This is a genomic window from Streptomyces sp. NPDC032091 (assembly GCF_055580265.1).
On the sequence record NZ_JBVILR010000003.1, the window covers coordinates 464,648 to 486,359 of the forward strand.

At 73.4% G+C, this 21,712-nt stretch carries 20 protein-coding genes and 1 other RNA gene; 6 read left to right on the forward strand and 15 right to left on the reverse strand.

Annotated elements, in window-relative coordinates:
• A complete protein-coding gene (locus ACZ5NJ_RS07945) occupies positions 1–1,248 on the reverse strand; it encodes a Twin-arginine translocation pathway signal (RefSeq protein WP_468763823.1) in 1,248 nt (415 codons plus the stop codon).
• A 112-nt stretch (positions 1,249–1,360) separates the two neighbouring features.
• Here ACZ5NJ_RS07945 and ACZ5NJ_RS07950 point away from each other — a divergent pair, with 112 nt between their 5' ends.
• Both ACZ5NJ_RS07950 and ACZ5NJ_RS07955 read left to right on the forward strand, forming a co-directional pair.
• Entirely contained in the window at positions 1,361–1,501 is a 141-nt protein-coding gene (locus ACZ5NJ_RS07950) for a hypothetical protein (protein WP_468763824.1), read from the forward strand.
• Positions 1,494–1,751 carry a hypothetical protein gene (locus tag ACZ5NJ_RS07955; protein WP_468763825.1) on the forward strand — a complete coding sequence of 86 codons (258 nt, stop codon included), beginning with the start codon at positions 1,494–1,496 and terminating at the stop codon, positions 1,749–1,751. The genes ACZ5NJ_RS07950 and ACZ5NJ_RS07955 overlap by 8 nt, the downstream gene beginning before the upstream one ends.
• A 692-nt stretch (positions 1,752–2,443) precedes the next feature.
• Here the strand turns inward: ACZ5NJ_RS07955 and ACZ5NJ_RS07960 are convergent.
• From ACZ5NJ_RS07960 to ACZ5NJ_RS07980, 5 genes are all read right to left on the reverse strand, one after another.
• Positions 2,444–3,007, reverse strand: a complete 564-nt coding sequence (locus ACZ5NJ_RS07960; RefSeq protein ID WP_468763826.1) for a CGNR zinc finger domain-containing protein — start codon at positions 3,005–3,007, stop codon at positions 2,444–2,446.
• Between the two features lie 82 nt (positions 3,008–3,089).
• Positions 3,090–3,638 carry a GNAT family N-acetyltransferase gene (locus tag ACZ5NJ_RS07965; protein WP_468763827.1) on the reverse strand — a complete coding sequence of 183 codons (549 nt, stop codon included), beginning with the start codon at positions 3,636–3,638 and terminating at the stop codon, positions 3,090–3,092.
• Between the two features lie 9 nt (positions 3,639–3,647).
• On the reverse strand, positions 3,648–4,799 hold the full coding sequence (locus ACZ5NJ_RS07970; RefSeq protein WP_468763828.1) for a uroporphyrinogen-III synthase: 1,152 nt from the start codon (positions 4,797–4,799) through the stop codon (positions 3,648–3,650).
• A gap of 190 nt (positions 4,800–4,989) precedes the next feature.
• Positions 4,990–6,369 (reverse strand): nitrate/nitrite transporter, encoded by a 1,380-nt coding sequence (locus ACZ5NJ_RS07975; RefSeq protein WP_468763829.1) that lies wholly within the window; start codon positions 6,367–6,369, stop codon positions 4,990–4,992.
• A gap of 97 nt (positions 6,370–6,466) precedes the next feature.
• Complete coding sequence (locus tag ACZ5NJ_RS07980) at positions 6,467–7,435, reverse strand: LysR family transcriptional regulator (protein WP_468763830.1); 969 nt, start codon at positions 7,433–7,435, stop codon at positions 6,467–6,469.
• A gap of 84 nt (positions 7,436–7,519) precedes the next feature.
• Here ACZ5NJ_RS07980 and ACZ5NJ_RS07985 point away from each other — a divergent pair, with 84 nt between their 5' ends.
• On the forward strand, positions 7,520–8,830 hold the full coding sequence (locus tag ACZ5NJ_RS07985; RefSeq protein ID WP_468763831.1) for an MFS transporter: 1,311 nt from the start codon (positions 7,520–7,522) through the stop codon (positions 8,828–8,830).
• Positions 8,831–8,949: 119 nt separating this feature from the next.
• On the forward strand, positions 8,950–10,377 hold the full coding sequence (locus tag ACZ5NJ_RS07990; RefSeq protein WP_468763832.1) for an SH3 domain-containing protein: 1,428 nt from the start codon (positions 8,950–8,952) through the stop codon (positions 10,375–10,377).
• 117 nt (positions 10,378–10,494) lie between these two features.
• Here the strand turns inward: ACZ5NJ_RS07990 and ACZ5NJ_RS07995 are convergent, their stop codons facing one another.
• The 6 genes from ACZ5NJ_RS07995 to ftsE all read right to left on the reverse strand — a co-directional run bounded on the left by ACZ5NJ_RS07995 (position 10,495) and on the right by ftsE (position 15,062).
• Positions 10,495–11,043 (reverse strand): GNAT family N-acetyltransferase, encoded by a 549-nt coding sequence (locus tag ACZ5NJ_RS07995; protein WP_468763833.1) that lies wholly within the window; start codon positions 11,041–11,043, stop codon positions 10,495–10,497.
• Between the two features lie 99 nt (positions 11,044–11,142).
• Positions 11,143–11,531, reverse strand: a transfer-messenger RNA (tmRNA) gene (ssrA, locus tag ACZ5NJ_RS08000).
• An 84-nt stretch (positions 11,532–11,615) separates the two neighbouring features.
• Positions 11,616–12,101, reverse strand: a complete 486-nt coding sequence (smpB, locus tag ACZ5NJ_RS08005; protein WP_468763834.1) for an SsrA-binding protein SmpB — start codon at positions 12,099–12,101, stop codon at positions 11,616–11,618.
• Positions 12,102–12,119: 18 nt separating this feature from the next.
• On the reverse strand, positions 12,120–13,301 hold the full coding sequence (locus ACZ5NJ_RS08010) for a S41 family peptidase (protein ID WP_468763835.1): 1,182 nt from the start codon (positions 13,299–13,301) through the stop codon (positions 12,120–12,122).
• A gap of 67 nt (positions 13,302–13,368) precedes the next feature.
• Positions 13,369–14,355: a permease-like cell division protein FtsX gene (gene ftsX, locus ACZ5NJ_RS08015; RefSeq protein WP_468763836.1), complete on the reverse strand. Its 987-nt coding sequence runs from the start codon at positions 14,353–14,355 to the stop codon at positions 13,369–13,371.
• Positions 14,356–14,372: 17 nt separating this feature from the next.
• A complete protein-coding gene (ftsE, locus tag ACZ5NJ_RS08020) occupies positions 14,373–15,062 on the reverse strand; it encodes a cell division ATP-binding protein FtsE (RefSeq protein ID WP_042810247.1) in 690 nt (229 codons plus the stop codon).
• A 228-nt stretch (positions 15,063–15,290) separates the two neighbouring features.
• On the opposite strand from ftsE, the gene ACZ5NJ_RS08025 reads away from it, so the two are divergent.
• Positions 15,291–15,479 (forward strand): hypothetical protein, encoded by a 189-nt coding sequence (locus ACZ5NJ_RS08025; RefSeq protein ID WP_344155544.1) that lies wholly within the window; start codon positions 15,291–15,293, stop codon positions 15,477–15,479.
• A gap of 99 nt (positions 15,480–15,578) precedes the next feature.
• On the opposite strand, the gene prfB is transcribed toward ACZ5NJ_RS08025, so the two are convergent.
• Positions 15,579–16,691, reverse strand: a complete 1,113-nt coding sequence (prfB, locus tag ACZ5NJ_RS08030) for a peptide chain release factor 2 (RefSeq protein ID WP_468763837.1) — start codon at positions 16,689–16,691, stop codon at positions 15,579–15,581.
• Between the two features lie 320 nt (positions 16,692–17,011).
• Here prfB and ACZ5NJ_RS08035 point away from each other — a divergent pair, with 320 nt between their 5' ends.
• Entirely contained in the window at positions 17,012–18,040 is a 1,029-nt protein-coding gene (locus tag ACZ5NJ_RS08035) for an isopenicillin N synthase family dioxygenase (protein ID WP_468763838.1), read from the forward strand.
• Between the two features lie 73 nt (positions 18,041–18,113).
• On the opposite strand, the gene ACZ5NJ_RS08040 is transcribed toward ACZ5NJ_RS08035, so the two are convergent.
• Positions 18,114–19,388: a serine/threonine-protein kinase gene (locus ACZ5NJ_RS08040; RefSeq protein WP_468763839.1), complete on the reverse strand. Its 1,275-nt coding sequence runs from the start codon at positions 19,386–19,388 to the stop codon at positions 18,114–18,116.
• Positions 19,389–19,588: 200 nt separating this feature from the next.
• Positions 19,589–21,352: a serine/threonine-protein kinase gene (locus tag ACZ5NJ_RS08045; protein ID WP_468763840.1), complete on the reverse strand. Its 1,764-nt coding sequence runs from the start codon at positions 21,350–21,352 to the stop codon at positions 19,589–19,591.
• Positions 21,353–21,712: the final 360 nt, after the last annotated feature.

Sequence of the window (21,712 nt, forward strand, 5' to 3'; positions counted from 1 at the left end):
TCAGCTCCCCTTGCCAACCGGCGCCAGGATCTCGGTGAGGTCCCGGCCTACGGCTGCATCGTGCCACGGGCGCATGGCCCGTTCCAGGGTGCGCAGTTCCCGCACCATGCGTGCGGACCTGGTCTCGACGGCGATGTCCACCGCTTCACGGGCAATCTCGACCGCGTGATCGGGTTCCCGGGCGGTGGCCGCCGAGGTGGCGTGCCGGGCGAGGTAGACGCCCCGGTCCCGGCGGGCGGCGGCGGGGACGACGTCGAGGACCTGCGCCCAGAGGGCGTCCGCTTCCCGGCCGAGGCCGAGCCGGCCGTAGCAGGTGGCGCGTTGGACCTCCAGGTATGCCGGGGTCCTGCGGCAGGCGTTTCCCCAGGGGAGGTCGTCGTGGACGCGGGGCAGCAGGCTGTCGGCGGTGTCGATGAGCTGGTCCACGGCGGCGCGGTCGCCGGTGAGGCTGGCGCCGTGCGCCTGCTGTTGCAGGGCCATGACGCGGATCTTGGGCAGAAGCCCGTCCGACAGGTCGAGGGCGGCCTCGCAGAGGTCGATGACGCCGTGCCCGTCGCTCAGGTCTGTACGGACGTGCGCCTGGTTGACCAGGCTGTACCCGATGAGATGGCTGTCTCGAGAACGTACCGCTATCTCCTGCGTGACCCCGCGCCAGAAGGCGGCGGCACCCAGGTCACCCGCATCCTGGTAGAGCCAGCCCACCAACGCCGCGTAGGCCGCCCCGGCCCGCAGGAGCCCCCGGCGCACCTCCCCCCTGGCCGACCGGATCAGCTTGTCGATCAACTGGTACTGCGCGCTGACGGTGCCGATCAGGTCGTGGGGGCCCAGATACATGTCGGCCCGGTAGTGCCCTTCGAGCTGCTGCTCGAAGTACTCGATGAGCGCCGGGTCGACGTGCTGGGACGCCATCGGACCGGGCACGAGCGCGGCAGCGGTCACGGAGACGAACTGTCTTCTGTTCACGTCTTCCCCCTGACGGGCCTCGGGACGGATCCATCCGGCAGGCACGGTGAACCCCAGATCTTCCGGCCACCGGCCGAGAGCGTCGTGCAGCACGATCGCCGTCTCCTCCGCCGGCCAGCCGGGCCGCTCCCCCTCCCAGCGCCGCCAGGTACGAGGGGAGACGTCGAAGTGCCGGTCCTGGAGAAGCCGCCGACCGTGCTCGGACAGCCCCTTGGCTGCCTGATCCATCGTGCGCCAGCCGACACGGAGTCTCGCCGCCCGCAGCGCGTCATTGCGTTGGCTCATGAGCCCAGCTTGAGGCGTCATCGCACCCGTTCCCGGCCATGGCCGCCACATGGCCATCGATGGCCACGCGATGACCTATCTGCCCCTCTGTCCGCCAGCCCATCATCTCCGCATGGCCACCAACAGCGCAGAGAAACCACCCGAGTTGCACGACTGCCACCACCCCAGCCCCGGCCCCCTGGCCCGCGCGGCAGCCGGGTGGGCGCGGTTCCTGCGCACCGCACCCGAACGCAGGGAGCAGGACGATGAGTGAGCAGTACGAATACATCCCCCACCGCCTCTTGCGCCGCCGCGTCCGCGACATCGCCTCGGGCACCGAGGGTGAACTGATGGCCGTCGTCAACGAGAACGTCTCGGACTACCTCACCTACGAGCGCTGGATGGAACTCGCCTACATCCGCGCCGCCTCCGGCCGAGAATTCACCACCGCCATCGAAAACGTCGTCCCCGCCTACGACCAGCCCCGGGCGGGCGGCGGACGCCGGCGAAGGAGGAGCGCGTAGCGATCTGTGGCGCCCACCGGCCCCGGATGACGAATCCGTCAGCATCTGGCGACAGCATCAGCCCCAGGCGGTCGTCGGACGCTGAGACGGGAGGAGCGCGTAGCGATCTGTCGCGAACCGCGGCCCCGGAGGGCACTCGCGTCGGCCCGGATGCCCGGTCTGCCGGCCCCCGACCACCCCGATGGATCGCTGATGCCGCCGGATGTCTCTGTTAGGACCGTGCCGTCCTTTTGGGGGTTTCCCGGCAGTCCTTGTCTTTCCGGGGCGGGACGGCCTGTCAAGGGTCGCCGAAGGCGATCGCGAAGCGACGCGACGAAGGAGCGCCCTTGACAGGCCGGCCCGAACCGGAAGGACAGTGGGACTGACGGGAAAGCCCCAACCCTGCTCTGAGACCGCCCGCTGAGGTCCCGGTCCTCCCTCGTCCCGGTTCGCTTTCCTGTTCCCGCCCGGCGGGATGCCGAGCCACCCTCCGCCCCGCACCCGGGGAGGCGGGTGGGCAGCCACCGCCCGCCCCCGCCCCTCGAGGGGGCGATGGCGGGCCCCCGCCGCGAGCGGCCCCCGGCGGCCCGCCGCACTGTGCCGCCACCGACCAGCCCCCGGCACCGCCCGGCGGGTGGGCAGCCACCGGCCCGCCCCCGGCGGCTCGCGGGGGTGAAGGCCCCGCCCCCCGTGCCGACGTAAAAGGCAGCCCCCTACCCCACCGCCCCCCGGACCCGTCTCCGGTGGCGGGCCACTCGTTCGCGGTTGCCGCAGACTTCGCTGCTGCACCAGCGGCGGCGGTGGCCGCGGGAGGTGTCGAGGTAGAGGCGGGCGCAGCCGTCGCCGCCGCAGGAGCGCAGGAGGGCCAGGTCGCCGGGGTCGGTGAGGAGCTCCACCGCGTCCCGGGCCACCGTGGCCAGCAGGCCCGCGCACTCGACCCCGCCGCACAGCTCCCGCACCAGGTGCCCCTCCCGGTCCCGGACCGCGCACACCCCCGGCGGCGGGCCGGCGGCGGCGGCGTTGACGCGGGCCAGGGCGTCCTCCTCCGGGGCGGTGCCGGCCAGTTCGGCGCGGACGAGGCGGTCGACGTCGCGGCGCAGGAGGCGGAAGGCCTCCACCCAGTCGGGCCCGAGCAGGCCGAGCGGGGTCCGGTCGGGGACCAGCCCGGCTCCGACCAGCCACAGGCGCAGCTCGTCGCCGTCGTGGATGGCCTCGGCCCCCTGGGGGGTCCGGGTGGCCAGCAGGTCGAGACAGACCCGCCCGGAGTCGAACCACATGCCCGTCACCGCCTCGGTCGTCGCCGTGGGACGCCTCCCCAGAGTGCCGTCGCCGACCGGGAAGCGGAAGCCCCCGGGCGGGCTACGCGGGCGGCGGGTCGTCGTGCAGAAGGCGCTGGAAAAGCCGGTGGTCGCGCCAGGCGCCGTTGATGTGGAGGTAGCGGGGGGCGAGTCCGAACTCGGTGAAGCCGGCCTTGGCCAGGACCCGCATGGAGGCGGTGTTGTCGACGAGGGTCCCGGCCTCGATCCGGTGCAGCCCGAGCTCGTCGCGGGCCGTGCGGACGACCTCCTCCAGGCCGGCGGTGGCCAGGCCCCTGCCGTGCCAGGCCCGGTCCACCCAGTAGCCGACGCCGCCGCTGCACAGCGGCCCGCGGGCGATGCTGCCCAGGTTCATCGCCCCGATGACGGCGCCGGTCGCCGTCTCCGTGAACACGTACGGGACGAGCCGTCCCCCGTCCCGGTCCTCCAGCATGGCCTCGATGCGGGCCCGCTGCCCCGCCTCGGTGTAGAACGCCTCGGGCCGCTGCGGCTCGTAGGGCGCCATGTACGTCCGGTTGCGCAGCAGTACGTCGGCCAGCCCGGCGGCGTCCTCGACGGCCAGGCCCCTCATCTCCACCCCGTTGATGATCATGCGGGCACGCTAACGGACGCCCCGGGCTCCGTTCCAGACCTCGCCGTCACCGGGATCCAGCGAGAGCCGGTAGCCCCGTTTGACCACCGTCTGGATCAGGTTCGGCTCGCCGAGGGCGGCGCGCAGCCGGGCCATCGCGGTCTCGACGGCGTGTTCGTCGCGCCCGGCTCCCGGCAGCGCGCCCAGCAGGTCGGCCCGTGAGACCACCCAGCCGGGCCGCCGGGCCAGTGCCTCCAGCAGGGCCATGCCGGCCGGGGGGACCGGGCGCAGCCGGTCGTCGACCACCGCCGCGTGCCCCCGGATCTCCAGCCGGTGTCCGGCGACGGGCAGGACCCGTGCCCGGCCGGGGAGTTCCTGGCAGAGGAGCTGTACCAGCGGCCCGAGGCGGAACCGCTCCGGCTGGACGGTCGCCACCGCCTCGCCCTGGAGCGGCAGCGCGGTCACCGGGCCCACGCACGCCGCGAGCACCGGCCCGCGCAGCGCCTCCAGCACGGCCTCGCGCAGGCCCCGTTCGCCGGCCCGGGACAGCAGGGAGGCGGCGGCGGGGGCGGAGGTGAAGGTGACGGCGTCCACCGCGCCGACGGCGACCGCGTCGAGCAGCCGGTCCAGCGGCGCGAGGTCCTGCGGCGGCATCCACCGGTACACCGGTACGGGCACCACGTCGGCCCCGGCGTCGCGCAGTGCCTCGACGAACCCGGGCAGCGGTTCCCCGTGCAGCTGGAGGGCGATGCGTCGCCCGGCGACGGGGCCGGCGAGCAGCCGGTCCAGTACCTCGGCGAGGGATTCGGACTGCGGGGACCAGGCCTCGACCAGGCCGGCGGCCCGGACGGCGCCCTTGACCTTCGGTCCGCGGGCGAGGAGTTCGGTGGCGCGCAGCCGTTCGAGGAGCCGTTCGCCGATCCCCCATCCGTCGGCGGCCTCGATCCAGCCGCGGAATCCGATGGCGGTGGTGGCGACGACGGCGTCCGGCGGGTCGTCGACGAGTTCCTTGGTGGCGGCCATCAGTTCGCCGTCGTCGGCGAGGGGCACGATCCTCAGCGCGGGGGCGTGCACGACCGCCGCGCCGCGCCGGCGCAGCAGGGCGATCAGCTCGTCCGCGCGCCGTGCGGCGGTGACTCCGACGGTGAACCCCGCGAGGGGGCCGTGCGTAGCGTCGTCCATCGTGTGACCTGCCTTGCCCAGTACGTCCGTTCGTGGGGCCGACGGCGCTGTCGACCGGGGCCGCCGTCGGCCGGCGCCGGCACCGGCCGCCCTCGGCGCGGCGGTGTCCGAGCCTGTCAAGGCGTCGTGTCGGGCTCGGTTCCTCCGTATTTCCGTGCCGTTAACCGGCCCCGGGCCGCCGCGGCCTGGTTCACACGGGGGTGAGCTGGGTGTGCGAAGCGCCGTCCGCGGTCTCGGGGGCGGCGGAGGCGGCCGCGGGCCGGCGGAGGTATACGGCCCAGGTGACGGCGCAGCACACGGCGTAGAAGCCGAGGAAGGAGACGAAGGCGGCGGTGCCCGTCCCGGAGGCGGCGAAGGCCTCGCGGAAGGCGAGGTTGATGCCGAGTCCGCCGAGCGCGCCGACGGCGCCGATCAGACCCATGGCGGCGCCGGACAGCCGCCGCCCCCGGGCCGCGGCCTCCTCGCGGCCGAGTCCGCGGGCGAGGGCCTGGGCCTGGAAGATGCCGGGGATCATCTTGTAGGTGGAGCCGTTGCCGAGCCCGCTGAGGGCGAACAGGGCGGTGAAGCCGGTCAGGAACACCGGCAGGGACTCCCGTACGGAGGCCAGCACGACGACCCCGGTCGCGGCGGCCATCGCCACGAAGGCCGCCAGGGTGATGCGCGCGCCGCCGTACCGGTCGGCGAGCGCCCCGCCGACGGGCCGCACGAGGGAGCCGAGCAGCGGGCCGACGAAGGTGAGGGAGGCGGCCTGGAGCGGGGTGCGGCCGAACTGGGTCTGGAGGACCAGCCCGAAGGCGAAGCCGTAGCCGATGAAGGAGCCGAAGCAGCCGACGTAGAGCAGGGCCATGATCCAGGTGTGCGGCTCGCGCACGGCTTCCCGTACCGCGCCCGCGTCGCCCCGTACGGGGGCCAGGTTGTCCATGCGGACGAGGGCCAGCGCGGCTGCGGCGACGATCAGCGGGAGGTAGGCGGCGAGCAGCAGCCGGGGGTGTCCGGCGCCGGCGGTGGCGATGACGAGCAGCGCGGCGAGCTGGACGACGGGGACGCCGATGTTGCCGCCGCCGGCGTTGAGGCCGAGGGCCCAGCCCTTCTTCCGCAGCGGGAAGAAGGCGTTGATGTTGGTCATGGAGGAGGCGAAGTTGCCGCCGCCGACCCCGGTGAGCGCGGCGACGGCGAGGAAGGCCGCGTAGGGGGTGCCGGGTTCCATGACGGCCAGGGCGGCCAGGGTCGGCGCGAGCAGGAGCAGGGCGCTGACGACGGTCCAGTTGCGGCCGCCGAAGCGGGTGACGGCGAAGGTGTAGGGGATGCGGACGAGGGCGCCGACGGTGGTGGCGGTGGCGATGAGGAAGAACTTCCCGGCGGGGTCGATGCCGTAGGCGGGTCCCATGAAGAGCACCATCACCGACCACAGCGACCAGATGGAGAAGCCGATGTGTTCGGAGAAGACGGAGTAGAGGAGGTTGCGGCGGGCGGTCCGCTCGCCGGTCTCCCGCCAGAAGGTCTCGTCCTCGGGGTCCCAGTGTTCGATCCAGCGGCCCCCTCGGCGGCCTTGCGGTCGGCTTCCGCTCATCCCACGCCTCCACAGCTGTCGTGTCCGTGGTGACGACGCTAGGAAGGGCGCGTTTCGGCCCCGGTGTCCGCCGGATGACCGGGGGGAAACCTTGCTCTCACCCGCCGTGCGGCCCGGGTGTGAGCGCGGCCGGGAGCCAGCTGTCCGGGGGGAGTTCGAGCCAGCGGTGGGCTTCCTGGAGTTCGGTGGCGGCGCGGACGAGGGCGTCGAGGCCGGGGTGGCGCAGGCCCGCGCGCCAGACCATGGAGAGCGGGGAGAGCGGTACGGGGTCCACGAGGGGCCGTTTGACGCAGCCGGGCATGTCGAGGAAGCCGACGGTGACCAGGACCGGGTTGCGGGTCTTGGCCATCACCCGCCCGAACTCCTCCTTGCCCATGGCCACCGGTGCGGGCGGCGCCAGGGCGATGCCCCGGCCGGCGAACAGCTCGCGGGCCAGACCGGTCCACTCCAGGGTGCGCGGGTTGCCGGCGCCGGCGTAGACGGTCTCCCCGGCGAGTGCGGCGAGCGGTACGGATTCCCGTGCGGCCAGGGGGTGTTCCTCGGGCAGGAGCACGGCGAGGGGTTCGTGGCGTACGGGACGGTGGGCGAGCCGGGCCCGCAGGGCGGGGGCGAGGCCGGCGACGTAGCCGAAGGAGACGTCGAGGCGTCCGGCGGCGATCTCGGCGGCGGCGTGGGTGAGGCCGCTCTCGAAGCGGGCCATCAGTTCGTGGCCGGGGGCGAGTTCGCGGGCCCGTTCCAGGACGCGGCGGCCGGTGCCGGGGCCGTCGGTGTTGAGGTCGACGAGGAGGGCGGGCGGCGGGCCGGCGAAGGCGGCGGCGAGTTCCTCGTGGGCGCGGAGCACGTCGCGGGCGTGGGGCAGCAGGCGTTCGCCGTCGGCGGTGAGTTCGACGGCACGGGTGGTACGGGTGAACAGGGTCGCGCCCAGCGCCCGTTCGAGGCGCCGGACGTCCCGGCTGAGGGCCTGCTGGGCCACGTAGAGGCGGGCGGCGGCGCGGGTGAAGTGCAGCTCCTCGGCGACGGCGAGGAAGCCGCGCAGCAGCCGGGGGTCCACGTCGGGGGAGGTCACCCGGGAAGATTAACAACGGGAGGGCGTGAATGGCCCCGGAACAGGTGTTGGACCGCCGCCGGGGCCGGGCCGCAGGCTCATGGCATGCCGCAAGAGACCCCGCTCATGGCCGTGACGGGCACCACCCTGGTCCTGGCCGACCCCACCCCCGCGCGGGCCGCAAAGCCCGTCCCCGCCCCCGCCCGTGCCGCGAAGCCCGTCCCCGCCCCCGCCCGGCGCTCCGCCGCCGTCCGTGCGCTCGGCCCCTACGCCCGCCTCCTCGCCGTCCCGGGGGCGCGCGGGTTCACCGCCGGGAACCTGCTCGCCCGGCTCCCCATGGGCATGTTCGGGATCAGCGCGGTCATGATGATCGCCGGGCAGCGCGGCTCGTACGCCCTCGCCGGGGCGGTCACCGCGACCGGGATGGCCGCCACCGCCGTCGTCGGACCCTGGACGGCCCGTCTCGTCGACCGGTACGGGCAGGCCCGTACCGCCGTCCCGGCCACCGTGATCGCGGTCCTCGGTTCGCTCTCCCTCGTCCTGTGCGTCCGTACGCAGGCCCCGGACTGGACCCTGTTCGCCTCCTACGCGGCCACCGCCACCACCCCCAACACCGGCGGCATGTCCCGGGCCCGCTGGACCCACCTGCTGCCCCGCTCCGCGCACCACACCGCGATGTCCTTCGAACAGGCCGCCGACGAGCTGTGCTTCATGCTCGGCCCGGTCCTCGCGGCCTTCCTGTGCACCGCCGTCTTCCCGGAGGCGGGCACCCTCACGGGGGCGGCGCTGCTGCTCACCGGCATGCTGGTGTTCACCGCGCACCGTGCCACCGAACCCCCGCCGGGCGGGGCGCCGAAGGCCGGACGGGGCCGGTCCCCGCTGCGCGCCCTGCTCCCCCTCCTGGGGCTGTTCCTCGCCACGGGGGTGGTCTTCGGCTCCATGGAGGTCACCTCGGTCGCCCACCTCTCCGCCCTGGGCCTGGGCGGCGCCTCCGGCCCCGTGCTCGCGCTCCAGGCGGCGGGCTCCTGCGCGGCCGGGCTGCTGTACGGGGCCCGGCGCCCGAGGAGCCTGCGGACCTGCCTGTGCGCGCTGGCCGGGGCGATGGCGCTGCCCTGGGCGGCGGCCGTCACCGGCTCGCTCGTCCCGCTGGCCGCCGCCCTGCTGCTGGCCGGGATGTCCACGGCGCCGGTGATGGTCACGGCGATGGGCCTGGTCCAGTCCCGTACCCCCGGGGGCCGCCTCAACGAGGGCATGACGCTGGCCGTCACCGCGATCCTCGCCGGGATCGCGGGCGGTTCGGCCACGGCGGGCCTGGCCGTCGACCACCTCGGTACGGGGACGGCCTACCTGCTGCCGGCGGCCGCGGCCCTGGCCGCACTGATTGTCGGATCGGCGACTCCACGGCCCGGCCGTTGATCGGGATTTCATCCGGCTGCCGGGTGACGCCACCGCGTGGGTCACACCCTTCCAGGCCGCAATCCGCCATAACTAGGGAGGCTTTCCCCCAAACCCTTCCCTTCGCGGAGGAACTCCCCTTGTCTGCTTCGCGCTCCGTCTCCTCGGCCCTGATCGTCGCGGCCGTCACCGCGTCCTGCCTGATGCCGGCCGTACCCGCCCTGGCGGACTCCTCGCACGTCCGTTTCTCCCAGCCCTACGTCCCCTCCATCGCCCCCGGCCAGACGGGCCGCGTCGTCATCGCGGCCCTGAACGGGGCGGACCCGGCGCACAGCAGCACCTTCCGCATCACCGCCCCCGAGCGGACCACGTTCCCGGAGGCCCGCTTCTACTGGAACGGCCAGCGGGCGGGCGGCTCGTGCAACCGCTCGAAGGACGCGCGCCTGCTGACCTGCAACGCCGGCACCCGCGCCGGATTCGCCTTCCCGGCGAACACGCAGACCAGACTGGCCGTTTCCCTCAAGGTGGACGCGAACGCCCCCGAGGGCACGACGCTGGACGGCGGTGAGTGGTCGGACGGCGAGGACGCGCCGGCCCTCTTCGCCGTGGCCACCGCCGTCCGCGGCCCGAAGGGCGACGACGGCCCGCCCGGGGAACACGGCCACGACGGCCACGACGGCAAGCCCGGCCACCACGGCAGGCCCGGCCGCCCGGGCCCCAAGGGTGACAAGGGTGACAAGGGCGACACCGGCGACCGGGGCCCGAAGGGCGACCGCGGTGACACGGGCGACCGCGGCCCGAAGGGCGACCGCGGCGACACCGGTCCGCAGGGCCCCAAGGGCGACACGGGCCCGGCGGGCGGCCCGCAGGGCCCCAAGGGGGACAAGGGAGACACCGGCGACCGGGGCCCGAAGGGCGACCGGGGCGACACCGGCGACCGCGGCCCCAAGGGCCACACCGGCGACACCGGCCCCCGGGGCCCCAAGGGCGACCGCGGCCCGGCCGGCCCCCAGGGCCCGGAAGGCCCGCGCGGCCCGCAGGGCGACCGCGGCCCGCAGGGCGACACCGGCCCGGCCGGAGGACCGCAGGGTCCGAAGGGCGACAAGGGAGACAAGGGCGACCGGGGCGAGACGGGCGACCGCGGCCCCGCCGGCCCCCGGGGTCCCGAAGGCCCGCGCGGCCCGCAGGGACCGAAGGGCGACAAGGGAGACAAGGGCGACAAGGGCAAGCCCGGCGACTGCAAGTGCGGCAGCCACCACGGCGGCAAGGACGACCACGGCAAGGGCCACGGCAAGGGTGACCACGGCAAGGGTGACCACGGCGACCACGGCAAGGGCGGCCCGAAGGCCCGTGTCGTGTCCGGCGAGGGCCTCGGCATCCGCTCCGGCCCCGGCACCGGCTACAGCAAGACCGGGAAGCTCGCGGCCGACACGGTCGTGGCCCTCCAGTGCAAGGTCAACGGCGAGCAGGTCGACGACAACGCGATCTGGTACAAGCTCGCCGACGGCCGCGGCTGGATCGCCGCCCGCTACGCCCTGAACCTCAACAAGGTCCCGTACTGCTCGTGACCCCACCCCCGGCCCCGGCTCCGGCTCCGCCGCCCGCACCAGCGGCGGGGCCGGTGATCCGGACCTGACGAAGGCCCCGCCGCCACCCGGCCGCGGGGCCTTCGCCCGCTCCACCGCTCACTCGGGGCGGGCCCACTCCTCACGCAGCATCCCGAAGAGCACCCGGTCGTAGCGCTCCCCCGCGACCAGCACGGCCGCCCGCAGTCGCCCCTCCTCGCGGAAGCCGAGCCGCGAGAAGGCCCGCACGGCGCGCTCGTTGCCGCTCCAGGTGTCCAGCTCCAGCCGGTGCAGCCCGTACGCGCCGAACAGGTGGTCCACCAGCAGCCGCACCGCGTCGCTGCCGTGGCCCCGGCCCCAGAACTCCCGTTCACCGATGGTGATGCCGAGCGTGGCCACGCCGACGTAGGGGTCGAGGTCGCGGTAGTCGACCATGCCGATGACCCGCCCGGTCGCCAGTTCCTCGACCGTGAGCACGGCCGCCTCCCTCGGCACCAGCCGCAGCTTGCCCTCGAAGGCGATCCGGAGCGCCTCCGCGGTGACCGGGCCGAACAGGGGGTCCCCGGCCGCGGCCAGGCGCACCACCTCCGGGTCGTTGCGCCACCGCAGGTGGTGCTCGGCGTCTTCGGCGCGCAGCGCCCGCAGTCTCACCAGGTTTCCTTCGAACATCGCGCCACCTTAAACGATCAAGGACGTGGACCGAGAGGCCCCCAGTCATGACGAAGGCCCCGCAACCGACCGGCTGCGGGGCCTTCGCCCACATGGGATGAGTGGAGATGGCGGGAATCGAACCCGCGTCCAACGGTGCAGAAGCAGGGCTTCTCCGAGCGCAGTCCGCTGCGCTTTTCTCGGCCCCGGAGATCACACGGACAAGTCTCCGACGGGCTCAGTCACTGTTTGGTTTCCCTCCGGCCCCCGTGACCGGGGCTAGAGGTTTAGATCCCTAGTTGACGCCAGGATCCGGACCGGGACCACTTCCGGGCTGACGCTCCTCACAGAGGCTTCAGCTCACTGTTATTAGGCAGCGAGGGTGAAGCGGGAGTTATCGCTCTTGGAGTTGGCGATTATTTTTTGCGACATGTGGTTAGCGAGATCATTGCCGCTTCCTCGGCTCGCTTCCCCTGCATCGACATCCGCTGTCGAAACCGATCATCCCCATGTTTTGTTTACAAGCTGCGCCGCCCCCTGGGGGGTGGTGCTGACGCCATGGTACGCGAAGTGGACCACCGCGTGCCAGGAGATTAAACCGTGCCCCGCTGCTTGCGCCGGATCGCCGAGATCGTCCGCTGGGTCTCGCGCGTGTCCTGCTTCTCGCGCAGGGTCTGGCGCTTGTCGTACTCCTTCTTGCCCTTCGCCAGCGCGATCTCGACCTTGGCGCGGCCGTCCTTGAAGTACAGGGACAGCGGCACGACCGTGTGGCCCGACTCCTCCGCCTTGCGCTCCAGCTTGTCGATCTCCTCGCGGTGCATGAGGAGCTTGCGCTTGCGGCGGGCGCTGTGGTTGGTCCAGGTGCCCTGGCTGTACTCCGGGACGTGGACGTTGTACATCCACACCTCGCCGCTCTCGACCGACACGAAGCCGTCGACCAGGGAGGCCCGGCCCTGGCGCAGGGACTTGACCTCGGTGCCCGTGAGCACGATGCCGCACTCGTAGGTGTCGATGATCGCGTAGTCGTGCCGCGCCTTCTTGTTCTGGGCGATCAGCTTGCGCCCTTTTTCCTTAGCCATAGTGCCGTCATTTTCGCACTACGACCCCACCCCGAGGCCACCCAATACCGCGCGCGCCCGCTCCTCCGCCCCGTCGCCGGCGGCCAGGTCCGGGGTGATGCCCCCGCCGTCGAGGCTGCGGCCGGCCGGGGTCCGGTACGTGCCCACCGTCAGCTCCGCCACCGCGCCGCCCGGGAGCGGGGTCGGCATCTGCACGGAGCCCTTGCCGAAGGTGCGGGTGCCGACCGTCACCGCGCGGCCGCGGTCCTGGAGGGCGCCGGTGACCAGTTCGGCGGCGCTCATCGTGCCGCCGTCCACGAGGGCCACCAGGGGGCGGGCCGTGTCCCCGCCGGGGGCCGCGTACAGGGCGCGCTCGGAGCCGCGTACGTCGTACGTCGCCACGAGCCCGCCGTCCAGGAAGGCGGAGGCCGCCGTGACCGCCTCGGTGACCAGCCCGCCCGGGTTGCCGCGCAGGTCCAGCATCACCCCGGCGCCGGGCGGGGCCTGCCGTACGGCCTCCTTGACGCGCTCGCCGGAACCCCGGGTGAAGGAGGCCACCTTGATCACGGTGATGCCGTCCGCGAGGCGGCGTACGGTCACCGGGTCGGCGCGCAGCTGCTCGCGCCGGACGGTCTCGCTGAGGAGGGCGCCGTCCCGGCCGATGCCGAGGACCACCGGGGTGCCGGCCTCGCCGCGCAGCCGGGCCACCACGTCGGCGACGGGGAGGCCGCTGACCTCGTGCCCGTCGACGCTCAGCAGCCGGTCGCCCGCGCGCAGGCCGGCCCGGGCGGCGGGGCTGTCGGGCTGCACCCGCTCGACCTCGATGCGTCCGTCGGCGCGCCGCCCGGTCCAGACCCCGACGCCGGTCCAGCGGCCGTCGAGGTCCTCGGCGAAGGCGGCGTACTCGCCCTGGTCGTAGACGGCGCCCCAGCGGTCGCCGCTGCGGCTGACCACCTCCTGGGCGGCCTTCTTCCCGGACTTCCCCTCGGCGACGGCCTCGGCGGCGGCCCGGGCGACGGCCTCCCGGTCGGCGGTCCCGGCGGACGGGACGGACCCCGGCCCGTCGGCACCGGCGAAGACGGCGGGGGCGTCGTCCACCCCGGCGGAACCCCAGCATCCGGTGGCCGCCGCGGTACCCACCGAGACGGCGAACAGCAGCGTCAGGAAGGCCCCGCGACGCAGGTCACGGGGCCGGAGACAGAGAGCGGGCAGACCCGGCATGCGCCCGAGTCTAGGACAAGCCCCGCTCCCGCAAGCGGGGTTGACCGCACACGACAGGGGGCGCTCGTCACACCTTCAGGTACTTGCGCAGGGCCACGAAGGCCGCCAGGGAGGGCATCAGGAGGCCGATGACCAGGACCAGGGGGAGCTTCGTGAAGACCGCGTCCCAGCCGATGAAGTTGATCAGCTGGAGCTTGCCGCGGAGGCCGATGCCGTGGTCGATCACGAAGTACTGGACCGCGCCCAGCATGCCGCAGGCGAAGAGGGCACCGATGAGGCCGGCCACGGCCGCCTCCATGATGAACGGCACCTGGATGTAGAACCCGGAGGCGCCGACCAGCCGCATGATGCCGGTCTCCCGCCGACGGCTGAACGCCGAGACGCGCACGGTGTTGACGATCAGCAGCAGCGCCACGATCAGCATGATCAGCATGATGCCGAGGGCGGCCACGTTGAGGGTGCCCAGCAGGGCGAAGAGGTTGTCGAGCTCGGTGGACTGGTCGGCCACCGACTGGACCCCGTCGCGGCCGGCGAAGGCGGAGGTGATGACCTCGTACTTCTCGGGGTTCTTCAGCTTGACCCGGAAGGAGTCGGGCATCTGGTCGGGGGTGACCACCGAGGCGAGCGCGGTGTGCCCGAAGCGTTCCTTGTAGTGCTTGTAGGCCTCGTCCGAGGACTCGTACATGACCGTCTGGACGAGGTCCATCTTCTTGAGCTCGCGCTCGATGCCCTGCTTCTGCTCGGGGGTGACGGCCCCCTTCGAGCAGGGTTTGCCGTTCCCGGCGGCGGGCGCGGCGGCGGCTCCCGGGGCGCCCGCCGCCGCCGGGGCGCTGCCCGCGGCGGCGTCGAGGGCGTCGTTCTTGGTGCAGAGGTAGACGGTGACGTTGACCTTGTCGTACCAGTACCCCTTCATGGCGCTGACCTGGTCCCGCATGAGCAGGGAGCCCCCGAAGAGGGCCAGCGACAGGGCCACGGAGATGATGACCGCGAAGGTCATGGTGAGATTGCGGCGGAGGCCTACGCCGATCTCCGACATGACGAACTGGGCGCGCATGGCGTCTCAGAGACCTTTCAGTGCTGGTAGCCGTAGACGCCGCGCGACTGGTCGCGTACGAGTCGGCCCTGTTCGAGTTCGATGACGCGCTTGCGCATCTGGTCCACGATCTGCTGGTCGTGCGTGGCCATGATGACGGTGGTGCCGGTCCGGTTGATCCGGTCCAGCAGCTTCATGATCCCGACGGAGGTCTGCGGGTCGAGGTTGCCCGTCGGCTCGTCGGCGATCAGCAGGGCGGGGCGGTTGACGAAGGCGCGGGCGATGGCCACGCGCTGCTGCTCGCCGCCGGACAGTTCGCCCGGCATCCGCCCCTCCTTGCCGCCGAGGCCGACCAGCTCCAGCACCTGCGGGACGGCCTTGCGGATCTCGCCGCGGGGTTTGCCGATGACCTCCTGGGCGAAGGCGACGTTCTCGGCCACCGTCTTGTTGGGCAGGAGCCGGAAGTCCTGGAAGACGGTCCCCAGCTGGCGCCGCATGTGCGGGACCTTCCAGTTGGAGAGCTTGGCGAGGTCCTTGCCCAGGACGTGCACCTGCCCGTGGCTCGCCCGTTCCTCGCGCAGGACCAGCCGCAGGAAGGTGGACTTGCCGGAGCCGGAGGAGCCGACCAGGAAGACGAACTCGCCCTTGGCGATGTCGAGGGAGACATCTCTGAGTGCGGGCCGGGTTTGCTTCGGGTAGGACTTGGAGACGTTGTCGAATCGGATCACGGGTGCACCACGGTCGCCGGGAGTAGGTGTGCGTGACCATACGCGAACGGGCGCGGGGTGGGGACCCGGCATCCGGAGTTGCCCGTTTTATCCCCGGCTCCTGGGGGAGCCGGACCGCTCTTGTCCGGACGGGCCGCGCCGAATGCCGACGGAGCTGGCACAGTGGGAGGGGGAACGGACTCGGTCCCCTTGCCGTTAAGCGTCATGAGGGGACGAGAGGAGGAGCGCATGACATATGACCGGCTCGTGTGCGCGAACTGCGCCGCACCTGTCAGCCAGGGCCGCTGCCCGGTGTGCCGGGCGAACCGGGAGCGCCTCCAGCAGGAGGGCCCCTTCGCAGGGCTGAACCCGATGGCGCTCATCGCGCTCATGGTGGTGCTGGTGGCCGCGCTGGCACTGGTGGCCCGGACCGCCTAGTCCGCGCCGCGTCCCGATCAGAGGCGAAGAGAGAAGGGCCCGGACACCGTGGGTGTCCGGGCCCTTCCTCACTGTGTGCGGCGGCGCCGCGCGGGGCGCTTACGCGGTCTGCTGCTCCTGCTGCTTGCGCCAGCGGATGCCGGCCTCCAGGAAGCCGTCGATCTCGCCGTCGAGGACCGCCTGCGGGTTGCCGACCTCGAACTCCGTCCGCAGGTCCTTGACCATCTGGTACGGGTGCAGGACGTAGGAGCGCATCTGGTTGCCCCAGGAGCTGCCTCCGTCCTTGAGGGCGTCCATCTTGGCCTGCTCCTCCTGGCGGCGCCGCTCCAGCAGCTTGGCCTGGAGCACGTTCATCGCGCTGGCCTTGTTCTGGATCTGGGAGCGCTCGTTCTGGCAGGAGACCACGATGCCGGTCGGGAGGTGCGTGATGCGCACGGCGGAGTCGGTCGTGTTGACGCCCTGGCCGCCGGGGCCGGAGGCGCGGTACACGTCCACGCGCAGCTCGCCCTCGTCGATCTCGACGTGGTCGCTGGTCTCGACGACCGGCAGCACCTCGACGCCCGCGAAGGAGGTCTGGCGGCGGCCCTGGTTGTCGAAGGGCGAGATGCGCACGAGGCGGTGGGTGCCCTGCTCGACGGAGAGGGTGCCGTAGGCGTACGGGGCCTTGACCACGAAGGTGGTCGACTTGATGCCGGCCTCTTCCGCGTACGAGGTCTCGTAGATCTCCGTCGGGTAGCCGTGGCGCTCGGCCCAGCGCAGGTACATGCGCTGGAGGCGCTCGGCGAAGTCGGAGGCGTCGACGCCGCCGGCCTCGGCGCGGATGTTGACCAGGGCCTCGCGCTCGGCGTACTCGCCGGAGAGCAGGGTCCGGACCTCCATCTCGTCCAGCGCCTTGCGGACGGACACCAGCTCGGCCTCGGCCTCGGCCAGGGTGTCCGCGTCCTCCATCTCCTGCGCGAGCTCGAAGAGCACCGCGAGGTCGTCGATGCGGCCGCGCAGCGTCTCGGTCTTGCGGACCTCGGCCTGGAGGTGCGAAAGCTTGCTCGTGATCTTCTGGGCGGCGTCCGGGTCGTCCCACAGGGACGGCGCGGCGGCCTGCTCCTCGAGCACGGCGATTTCTGCCCTCAGCTTGTCGAGGTCCAGGACGGCCTCGATCGACCCCATGGTCGAGGAGAGGGACTTCAGCTCTTCGGAAACATCGACGACTGCCACGGGTCCAGCGTAGCCGGTCCGCGGACGGCCATCTCCGGCCAGGCCGGGTCAACGGGTTCGGAGGAGGGTGGGTACGGGCGTACGCTCACCGTATGACCGTTCTCCTCGTGAAGCGCCGCCATGTGGACCACATGCGTGTGACCACCACGAGCTGTCTGCCGCCGGACCTCGCACAAGCCTGATCAACCCCGATCCGACTTCGGTCCTGTACGCGGTCACGCCCGCCCGGCGCCATCCCTGCCGGCTGGTCCGTTCCACGCTGCCCGCCGCCCCGCCATCTCCGGGGCACAGGACCCCGTGACATCCGAAACGGAGCCGTCATGCCGTCCGCGCACCCCTCCTCCCCTTCTTCCTCCTCTTCCTCCGCGTCGCTCGCCGTGATCGACCTCTCCCGGGCCGACGACCCGGCGGAGCGGGACGACTTCCTCAAGCAGCTGCACGCCGCCGCCCGCGACACCGGCTTCCTGTACCTGACCGGGCACGGGATAACGGAGGCGGAGACCGCCCGCATCCTGGAGCTGACCCGGGCCTTCTTCGCGCTCCCGGAGGCCGACCGGCTGTCCGTGAGCAACCTGAACTCCCCGCACTTCCGGGGCTACACCCGCATCGGGCACGAGCTGACCGGCGGCGCCTCCGACTGGCGGGACCAGCTGGACGTGGGGGCGGAGCGGCCGGCGCCCGAGGTGGGGCCGGAGGACCCCGCGTACCTGTGGCTGGAGGGCCCGAACCAGTGGCCGGCGTCGCTGCCGGAGCTGCGGGAGACGGTGCTGGGCTGGCAGGAGCGGCTGGCGGCGGTGGCGCACCGGCTGCTGCGGGAGCTGCTGACCGCGATCGGGGCGCCGGCGGACTTCTTCGACGCGGCCTTCGCGGACCGGCCGCACCTGCACACGAAGCTGATCCGCTACCCCGGGTCGGCCCCGTCGGGCGCGGACCAGGGAGTCGGCGCGCACAAGGACTACGGCTTCCTGACGCTGCTGCTCCAGGACGGGGTGGGCGGGCTCCAGGTCGTGCGGGACGGCGGCTTCGTGGACATCCCGCCGCTGCCGGGGGCGTTCGTGGTGAACCTGGGCGAGCTGCTGGAGATCGCCACGGAGGGGTACCTGGTGGCCACCGACCACCGGGTGGTCAGCCCGCCGGGGGCGGTGGAGCGGTTCTCGGTGCCGTTCTTCTACAACCCGCGGCTGGACGCGGTGATCGACACCGTGCCCGGGGAGTACCTGCGGTCCGCGCCGGGGGTCGCGCACGACGCGTCGAACCCGTTGCACGCGGAGTACGGCCGCAACGAGCTGAAGGGATGGGTGCGGGCGCACCCCGCGGTGGCGCGGCGCTGGCACCCGTCGCTGATCTGACCCTCCCGCCCCGGGGGCCGGGGCGGGGAGGCGGCTCCGCGGGGCGGCCCGCCCCACCGCCCGCCCCCGCCGGCTACGGGTGGGACGGGGACGAGTGCTTCGTGTCGCGGGCCGGCGGGGCCGTGTCGTCGCCGGAGGCGGCGAGCCAGCCGCCGACCCCCACCGCCGCGGCCAGCGCTACCGCCGAGGCCGAGAGGATCAGCCTCCGCTTGCGCACCGCCTCCGCGCGGTGCCGGGCGGTGCCCGGCCGGTGCCCGCCGGCCGGCCGCGGCACCCGGGCCGTGCCCAGCGCCCCGCCCGCGAGCTCGGCGGGCGTCGGCACCCGCATGGAGGTGTGCGTGTCCCGGTTGGAGTCCGTCGCGGACCCCGGGACCAGCGGCACCACGCCCCGCCTGCGGACCGGATCGGCGGCGGCCGACTCCTCCGAGACGGGCGGGGTGTCCTGTTCCGGGGCCTCGGCGTCGTCCGGCTCGTCCACGTCCAGCGGGGGCAGCCCGGCCAGCAGCGGCAGCAGCTCCCGCAGCCGTACCGACAGCTCGGAGGCGCGCAGGCGGGACGCCGGCGCCTTGGCCAGGCACTGGACGATCAGCTGCCACAGCTCCTCGGGGATCCCGGGCAGCGGGACCACGGTCTCCGTGACGTGCCGGCGCAGCACCGCCCCCGGATGTCCGCCGCCGAAGGGGGTGAACCCGGCGAGCAGCTCGTACAGCACGGTGGCCAGGGCGTATATGTCGACGGCCGCCCTCGGGGGGAGCCCTTCCACTATCTCCGGGGCCAGGTAGTCGGGCGTCCCGATGATCCGCTTCGCCGGCGCCGCCGGGCGGGCGCCGACGGGCGCGGGGGCCCGGCGGGGGTGGTCGATGAGTTTGGCCACGCCGAAGTCGGTCAGCAGCGCGGGGTGCGCGCCGCCCGGGCCGAGGGGGCCCTGCATGTCGAGCAGGACGTTCTCGGGCTTCACGTCGCGGTGGACGACGCCCGCGGCGTGCGCGGCGGCGAGCGCGTCCGCGACGTCGGCGACGATGGCCACGGCCGATTCGGGGGCCAGCCGGCGCTCGCGGTCGAGGCGTGTGCGCAGGTCCGTACCGCGGACGAGGTCCATGACGAGGGCGAGGTCGTTGCCGTCCACGACGAGGTCGCGGACGGTGACGATGTGCGGGTGCTCCAGGCCGAGCAGGGCGCTGCGCTCCTGGACGAAGCGTCCGACCAGCTCCTGGTCGGAGGCGAGGTCCTCGCGCAGCAGCTTGACGGCGACGGGCCCGTCCGGCCCCTCGCCCAGCCACACCGTGCCCGCGCTGCCGCGCCCCAGGATCTGGTGCGCTGTGTACCGGCTGCCGATCTTCCGTGCCACGACTGCTCCCTCAGCGGCTGGCGTAACGCCCCAAAGCTACGCGGCCGAAGGGGGGCCCGGCGCTCCGGATCGCGGTGACCTTCACTTCTGCGGGCGAAATCACGTCCTGGATGTCGACAAATCCACAAGGTCGGCGCTACGGAGGGCAGAAAAGGCCCTCCGCGGCGCCGCCTCGGCCCGCTTCGGGGGCTGCCGTGGCGTCAGGAACCGGTGCCGCCACCGCCGTTGGTCTTGTCGCCGATCGAGCCGACGAAGTCGGCGACGTCGGTGCCCCAGCTCCAGACCTGGTCCCACCAGCCCTTGCCGGTGCCGACCCACTCCTGGAGCGGGGTCAGCTCCCAGACCAGCCAGCCGCCCACGAAGAGCAGCAGGATCAGGACGAGGCAGCCCTTGAGGCAGCCCAGGCCCGGGATGCGGACCGGGTTGGCGCTGCGCCGGCGCGGCTCGCGCGGCGGACGGGGCTCGCGCGGGGGCTGCTGCCGGGGCGGGCGCTGCTGCTGGGGCTGCTGCTGCACCGGCGGCTGCGGCTGGCGGTACGGCGCCTGCTGCTGCGGCTGGTGCTGCGGGGGCTGGTAGGCCTGCGGCTGCTGGTACGGCTGGGGCTGCGGCGGCGGGGCGTACTGCGGCTGCTGGTACTGCTGCGGCGGCGGGGCCGGGCGGTACTGCGGCTGCTGCGGCTGGTGCTGCGGGGGCGGCGGGGCCTGGCGCTGCGGGCGGCGGCGCAGGGGGTCCTCGCTCGGGTCGAGGTAGTGCATCTGCGTCTGCTCGTTGCGGTCCCGCGCGGCCCGCATCTGCGACTGCCACGGGTGCGGGGCGTCGGGGCGCTGCACCGGCGGCATGACGGAGGTCGGGTCGGGGGCGCCCGGTCCCCCGGCCTGGCCCTGCCCGCCGGCGACGGGCGGGAGCACGGTGGTGGCGTCCGCCCCGTCGACCGGCGGCAGGACGCTCGTCATGGCGTTCGGGTCGTACTCGCCCGCTCCCCCCACGGGGGTGGCCAGGGTGGGCGCGCCGCTCCCGGGGAACGGCGGGGCGGCGGCCGGGACCGGCGCCGGCGAGGGGTCGGGGGCGAGCAGGGCGCCGACGCCGAGCGCGGCCTCGACCTCGTCGGGCGAGGAGTGCACGCGGATGCCGGCGGCGACCACGCGCAGGCCGCGGGCCAGGCTCTCGGCGCTCGGGCGCTCGTCGGGCTCCTTGCGCAGGCAGCGTTCGATGACGATCCACAGCGCCTCGGGGACGGACGGAGGACGCTGCGGGTCCTCGCTGAGGTGGCGGTGGAGGACTTCGAGGGCGGTGCCGCCGGCGAAGGGCGGACGGCCGGTGAGGAGCTCGTACAGCAGGATGCCGGCGCCGTAGATGTCGACGGCGGAGGTCTGCGGGCGGCCTTCGGCGGACTCGGGGGCGACGTAGGCGGGGGTGCCGACGAACTCGTGGGTGCGGGTGAGGCCCGGGGAGTCGGCGAGGCGGGCGATGCCGAAGTCGGTGAGCATCGGCTTCATCTGCCCGTGACTCTCGTCGAGCAGGACGTTGGCCGGCTTCAGGTCGCGGTGGACGACGCCGTCGGCGTGGCTGGCGGCGAGGGCGTCCGCGATCTGGGCGGTCAGCAGGGCGGCGGCGACGGGGCTGAAGGGGCCGTTCTGCCGGATGTACCGGTGCAGGTCCGGGCCGTCGATCAGGTCCATGACGAGGGCGAGGAGGTCGCCCTCGACGACGAGGTCGCGGGTGCGGACGATGTTGGGGTGCGTCAGGCGCAGCAGGACGGAGCGTTCGCGCAGGAAGCGCATGACGATGTCCGCGTCCTGGGCCAGCTCCTCCTTGAGGACCTTGATGGCCACGGTCTCGCCCGGCTGGCCGGCGACGGCGGCCTCCGCGCCGGCGGTCTCCCTCTGGCGGGCACGCCAGACGGTGCCCGTGGCGCCGCGTCCGAGCGGCTCCTCGAGCAAGTACTTGCTGCCGACTGGCCGCACGTCTCGCGCTCCCCTGCTGTCGTCCTGCTGTCGTTTTCCGGCTGATTCCGCCGAGGGGTCTCCGGATGGGTTTCCGGCCCAACTCTAGGGGGTGTCTCCGTGGAGGACGCGGGTCGCCGGAGGTTGGTTGCCGCACATTTGTACGAAGGGTGAGTTTTACGGCGTATGCCGGAGGCGCATTTCCCCGGAATTGCCTAGTGGTTCGCCCGACCGGGTGGCCGGATCCTTGCGCCGGGCGGAGCGCGCGGCCGCCAATCAAGATCGTTTATTGCCGGGGGCCGGGCGTGTTGCGGGCGACAGGTGCGAGGATGCACCCGTACGGAACGGCCGGGACGGGAGCCCTGCCTTCCGGCTGACCTG

What these genes read in the sequence shown, in the direction of transcription:
- ACZ5NJ_RS07955 (WP_468763825.1), top strand. Translation starts at nt 1,494, where the DNA reads ATGAGTGAGCAGTACGAATACATCCCCCACCGCCTCTTGCGCCGCCGC.
- ACZ5NJ_RS07965 (WP_468763827.1), bottom strand. Translation starts at nt 3,638, where the DNA reads ATGATCATCAACGGGGTGGAGATGAGGGGCCTGGCCGTCGAGGACGCC.
- ACZ5NJ_RS08010 (WP_468763835.1), bottom strand. Translation starts at nt 13,301, where the DNA reads ATGCCGGGTCTGCCCGCTCTCTGTCTCCGGCCCCGTGACCTGCGTCGC.
- ftsX (WP_468763836.1), bottom strand. Translation starts at nt 14,355, where the DNA reads ATGCGCGCCCAGTTCGTCATGTCGGAGATCGGCGTAGGCCTCCGCCGC.
- ACZ5NJ_RS07995 (WP_468763833.1), bottom strand. Translation starts at nt 11,043, where the DNA reads ATGTTCGAAGGAAACCTGGTGAGACTGCGGGCGCTGCGCGCCGAAGAC.
- ACZ5NJ_RS07960 (WP_468763826.1), bottom strand. Translation starts at nt 3,007, where the DNA reads ATGTGGTTCGACTCCGGGCGGGTCTGTCTCGACCTGCTGGCCACCCGG.
- ACZ5NJ_RS07945 (WP_468763823.1), bottom strand. Translation starts at nt 1,248, where the DNA reads ATGAGCCAACGCAATGACGCGCTGCGGGCGGCGAGACTCCGTGTCGGC.
- ACZ5NJ_RS07985 (WP_468763831.1), top strand. Translation starts at nt 7,520, where the DNA reads ATGCCGCAAGAGACCCCGCTCATGGCCGTGACGGGCACCACCCTGGTC.
- ACZ5NJ_RS08035 (WP_468763838.1), top strand. Translation starts at nt 17,012, where the DNA reads ATGCCGTCCGCGCACCCCTCCTCCCCTTCTTCCTCCTCTTCCTCCGCG.
- smpB (WP_468763834.1), bottom strand. Translation starts at nt 12,101, where the DNA reads ATGGCTAAGGAAAAAGGGCGCAAGCTGATCGCCCAGAACAAGAAGGCG.
- ACZ5NJ_RS07975 (WP_468763829.1), bottom strand. Translation starts at nt 6,369, where the DNA reads ATGAGCGGAAGCCGACCGCAAGGCCGCCGAGGGGGCCGCTGGATCGAA.
- ACZ5NJ_RS08025 (WP_344155544.1), top strand. Translation starts at nt 15,291, where the DNA reads ATGACATATGACCGGCTCGTGTGCGCGAACTGCGCCGCACCTGTCAGC.
- ACZ5NJ_RS07950 (WP_468763824.1), top strand. Translation starts at nt 1,361, where the DNA reads ATGGCCACCAACAGCGCAGAGAAACCACCCGAGTTGCACGACTGCCAC.
- ACZ5NJ_RS07970 (WP_468763828.1), bottom strand. Translation starts at nt 4,799, where the DNA reads ATGGACGACGCTACGCACGGCCCCCTCGCGGGGTTCACCGTCGGAGTC.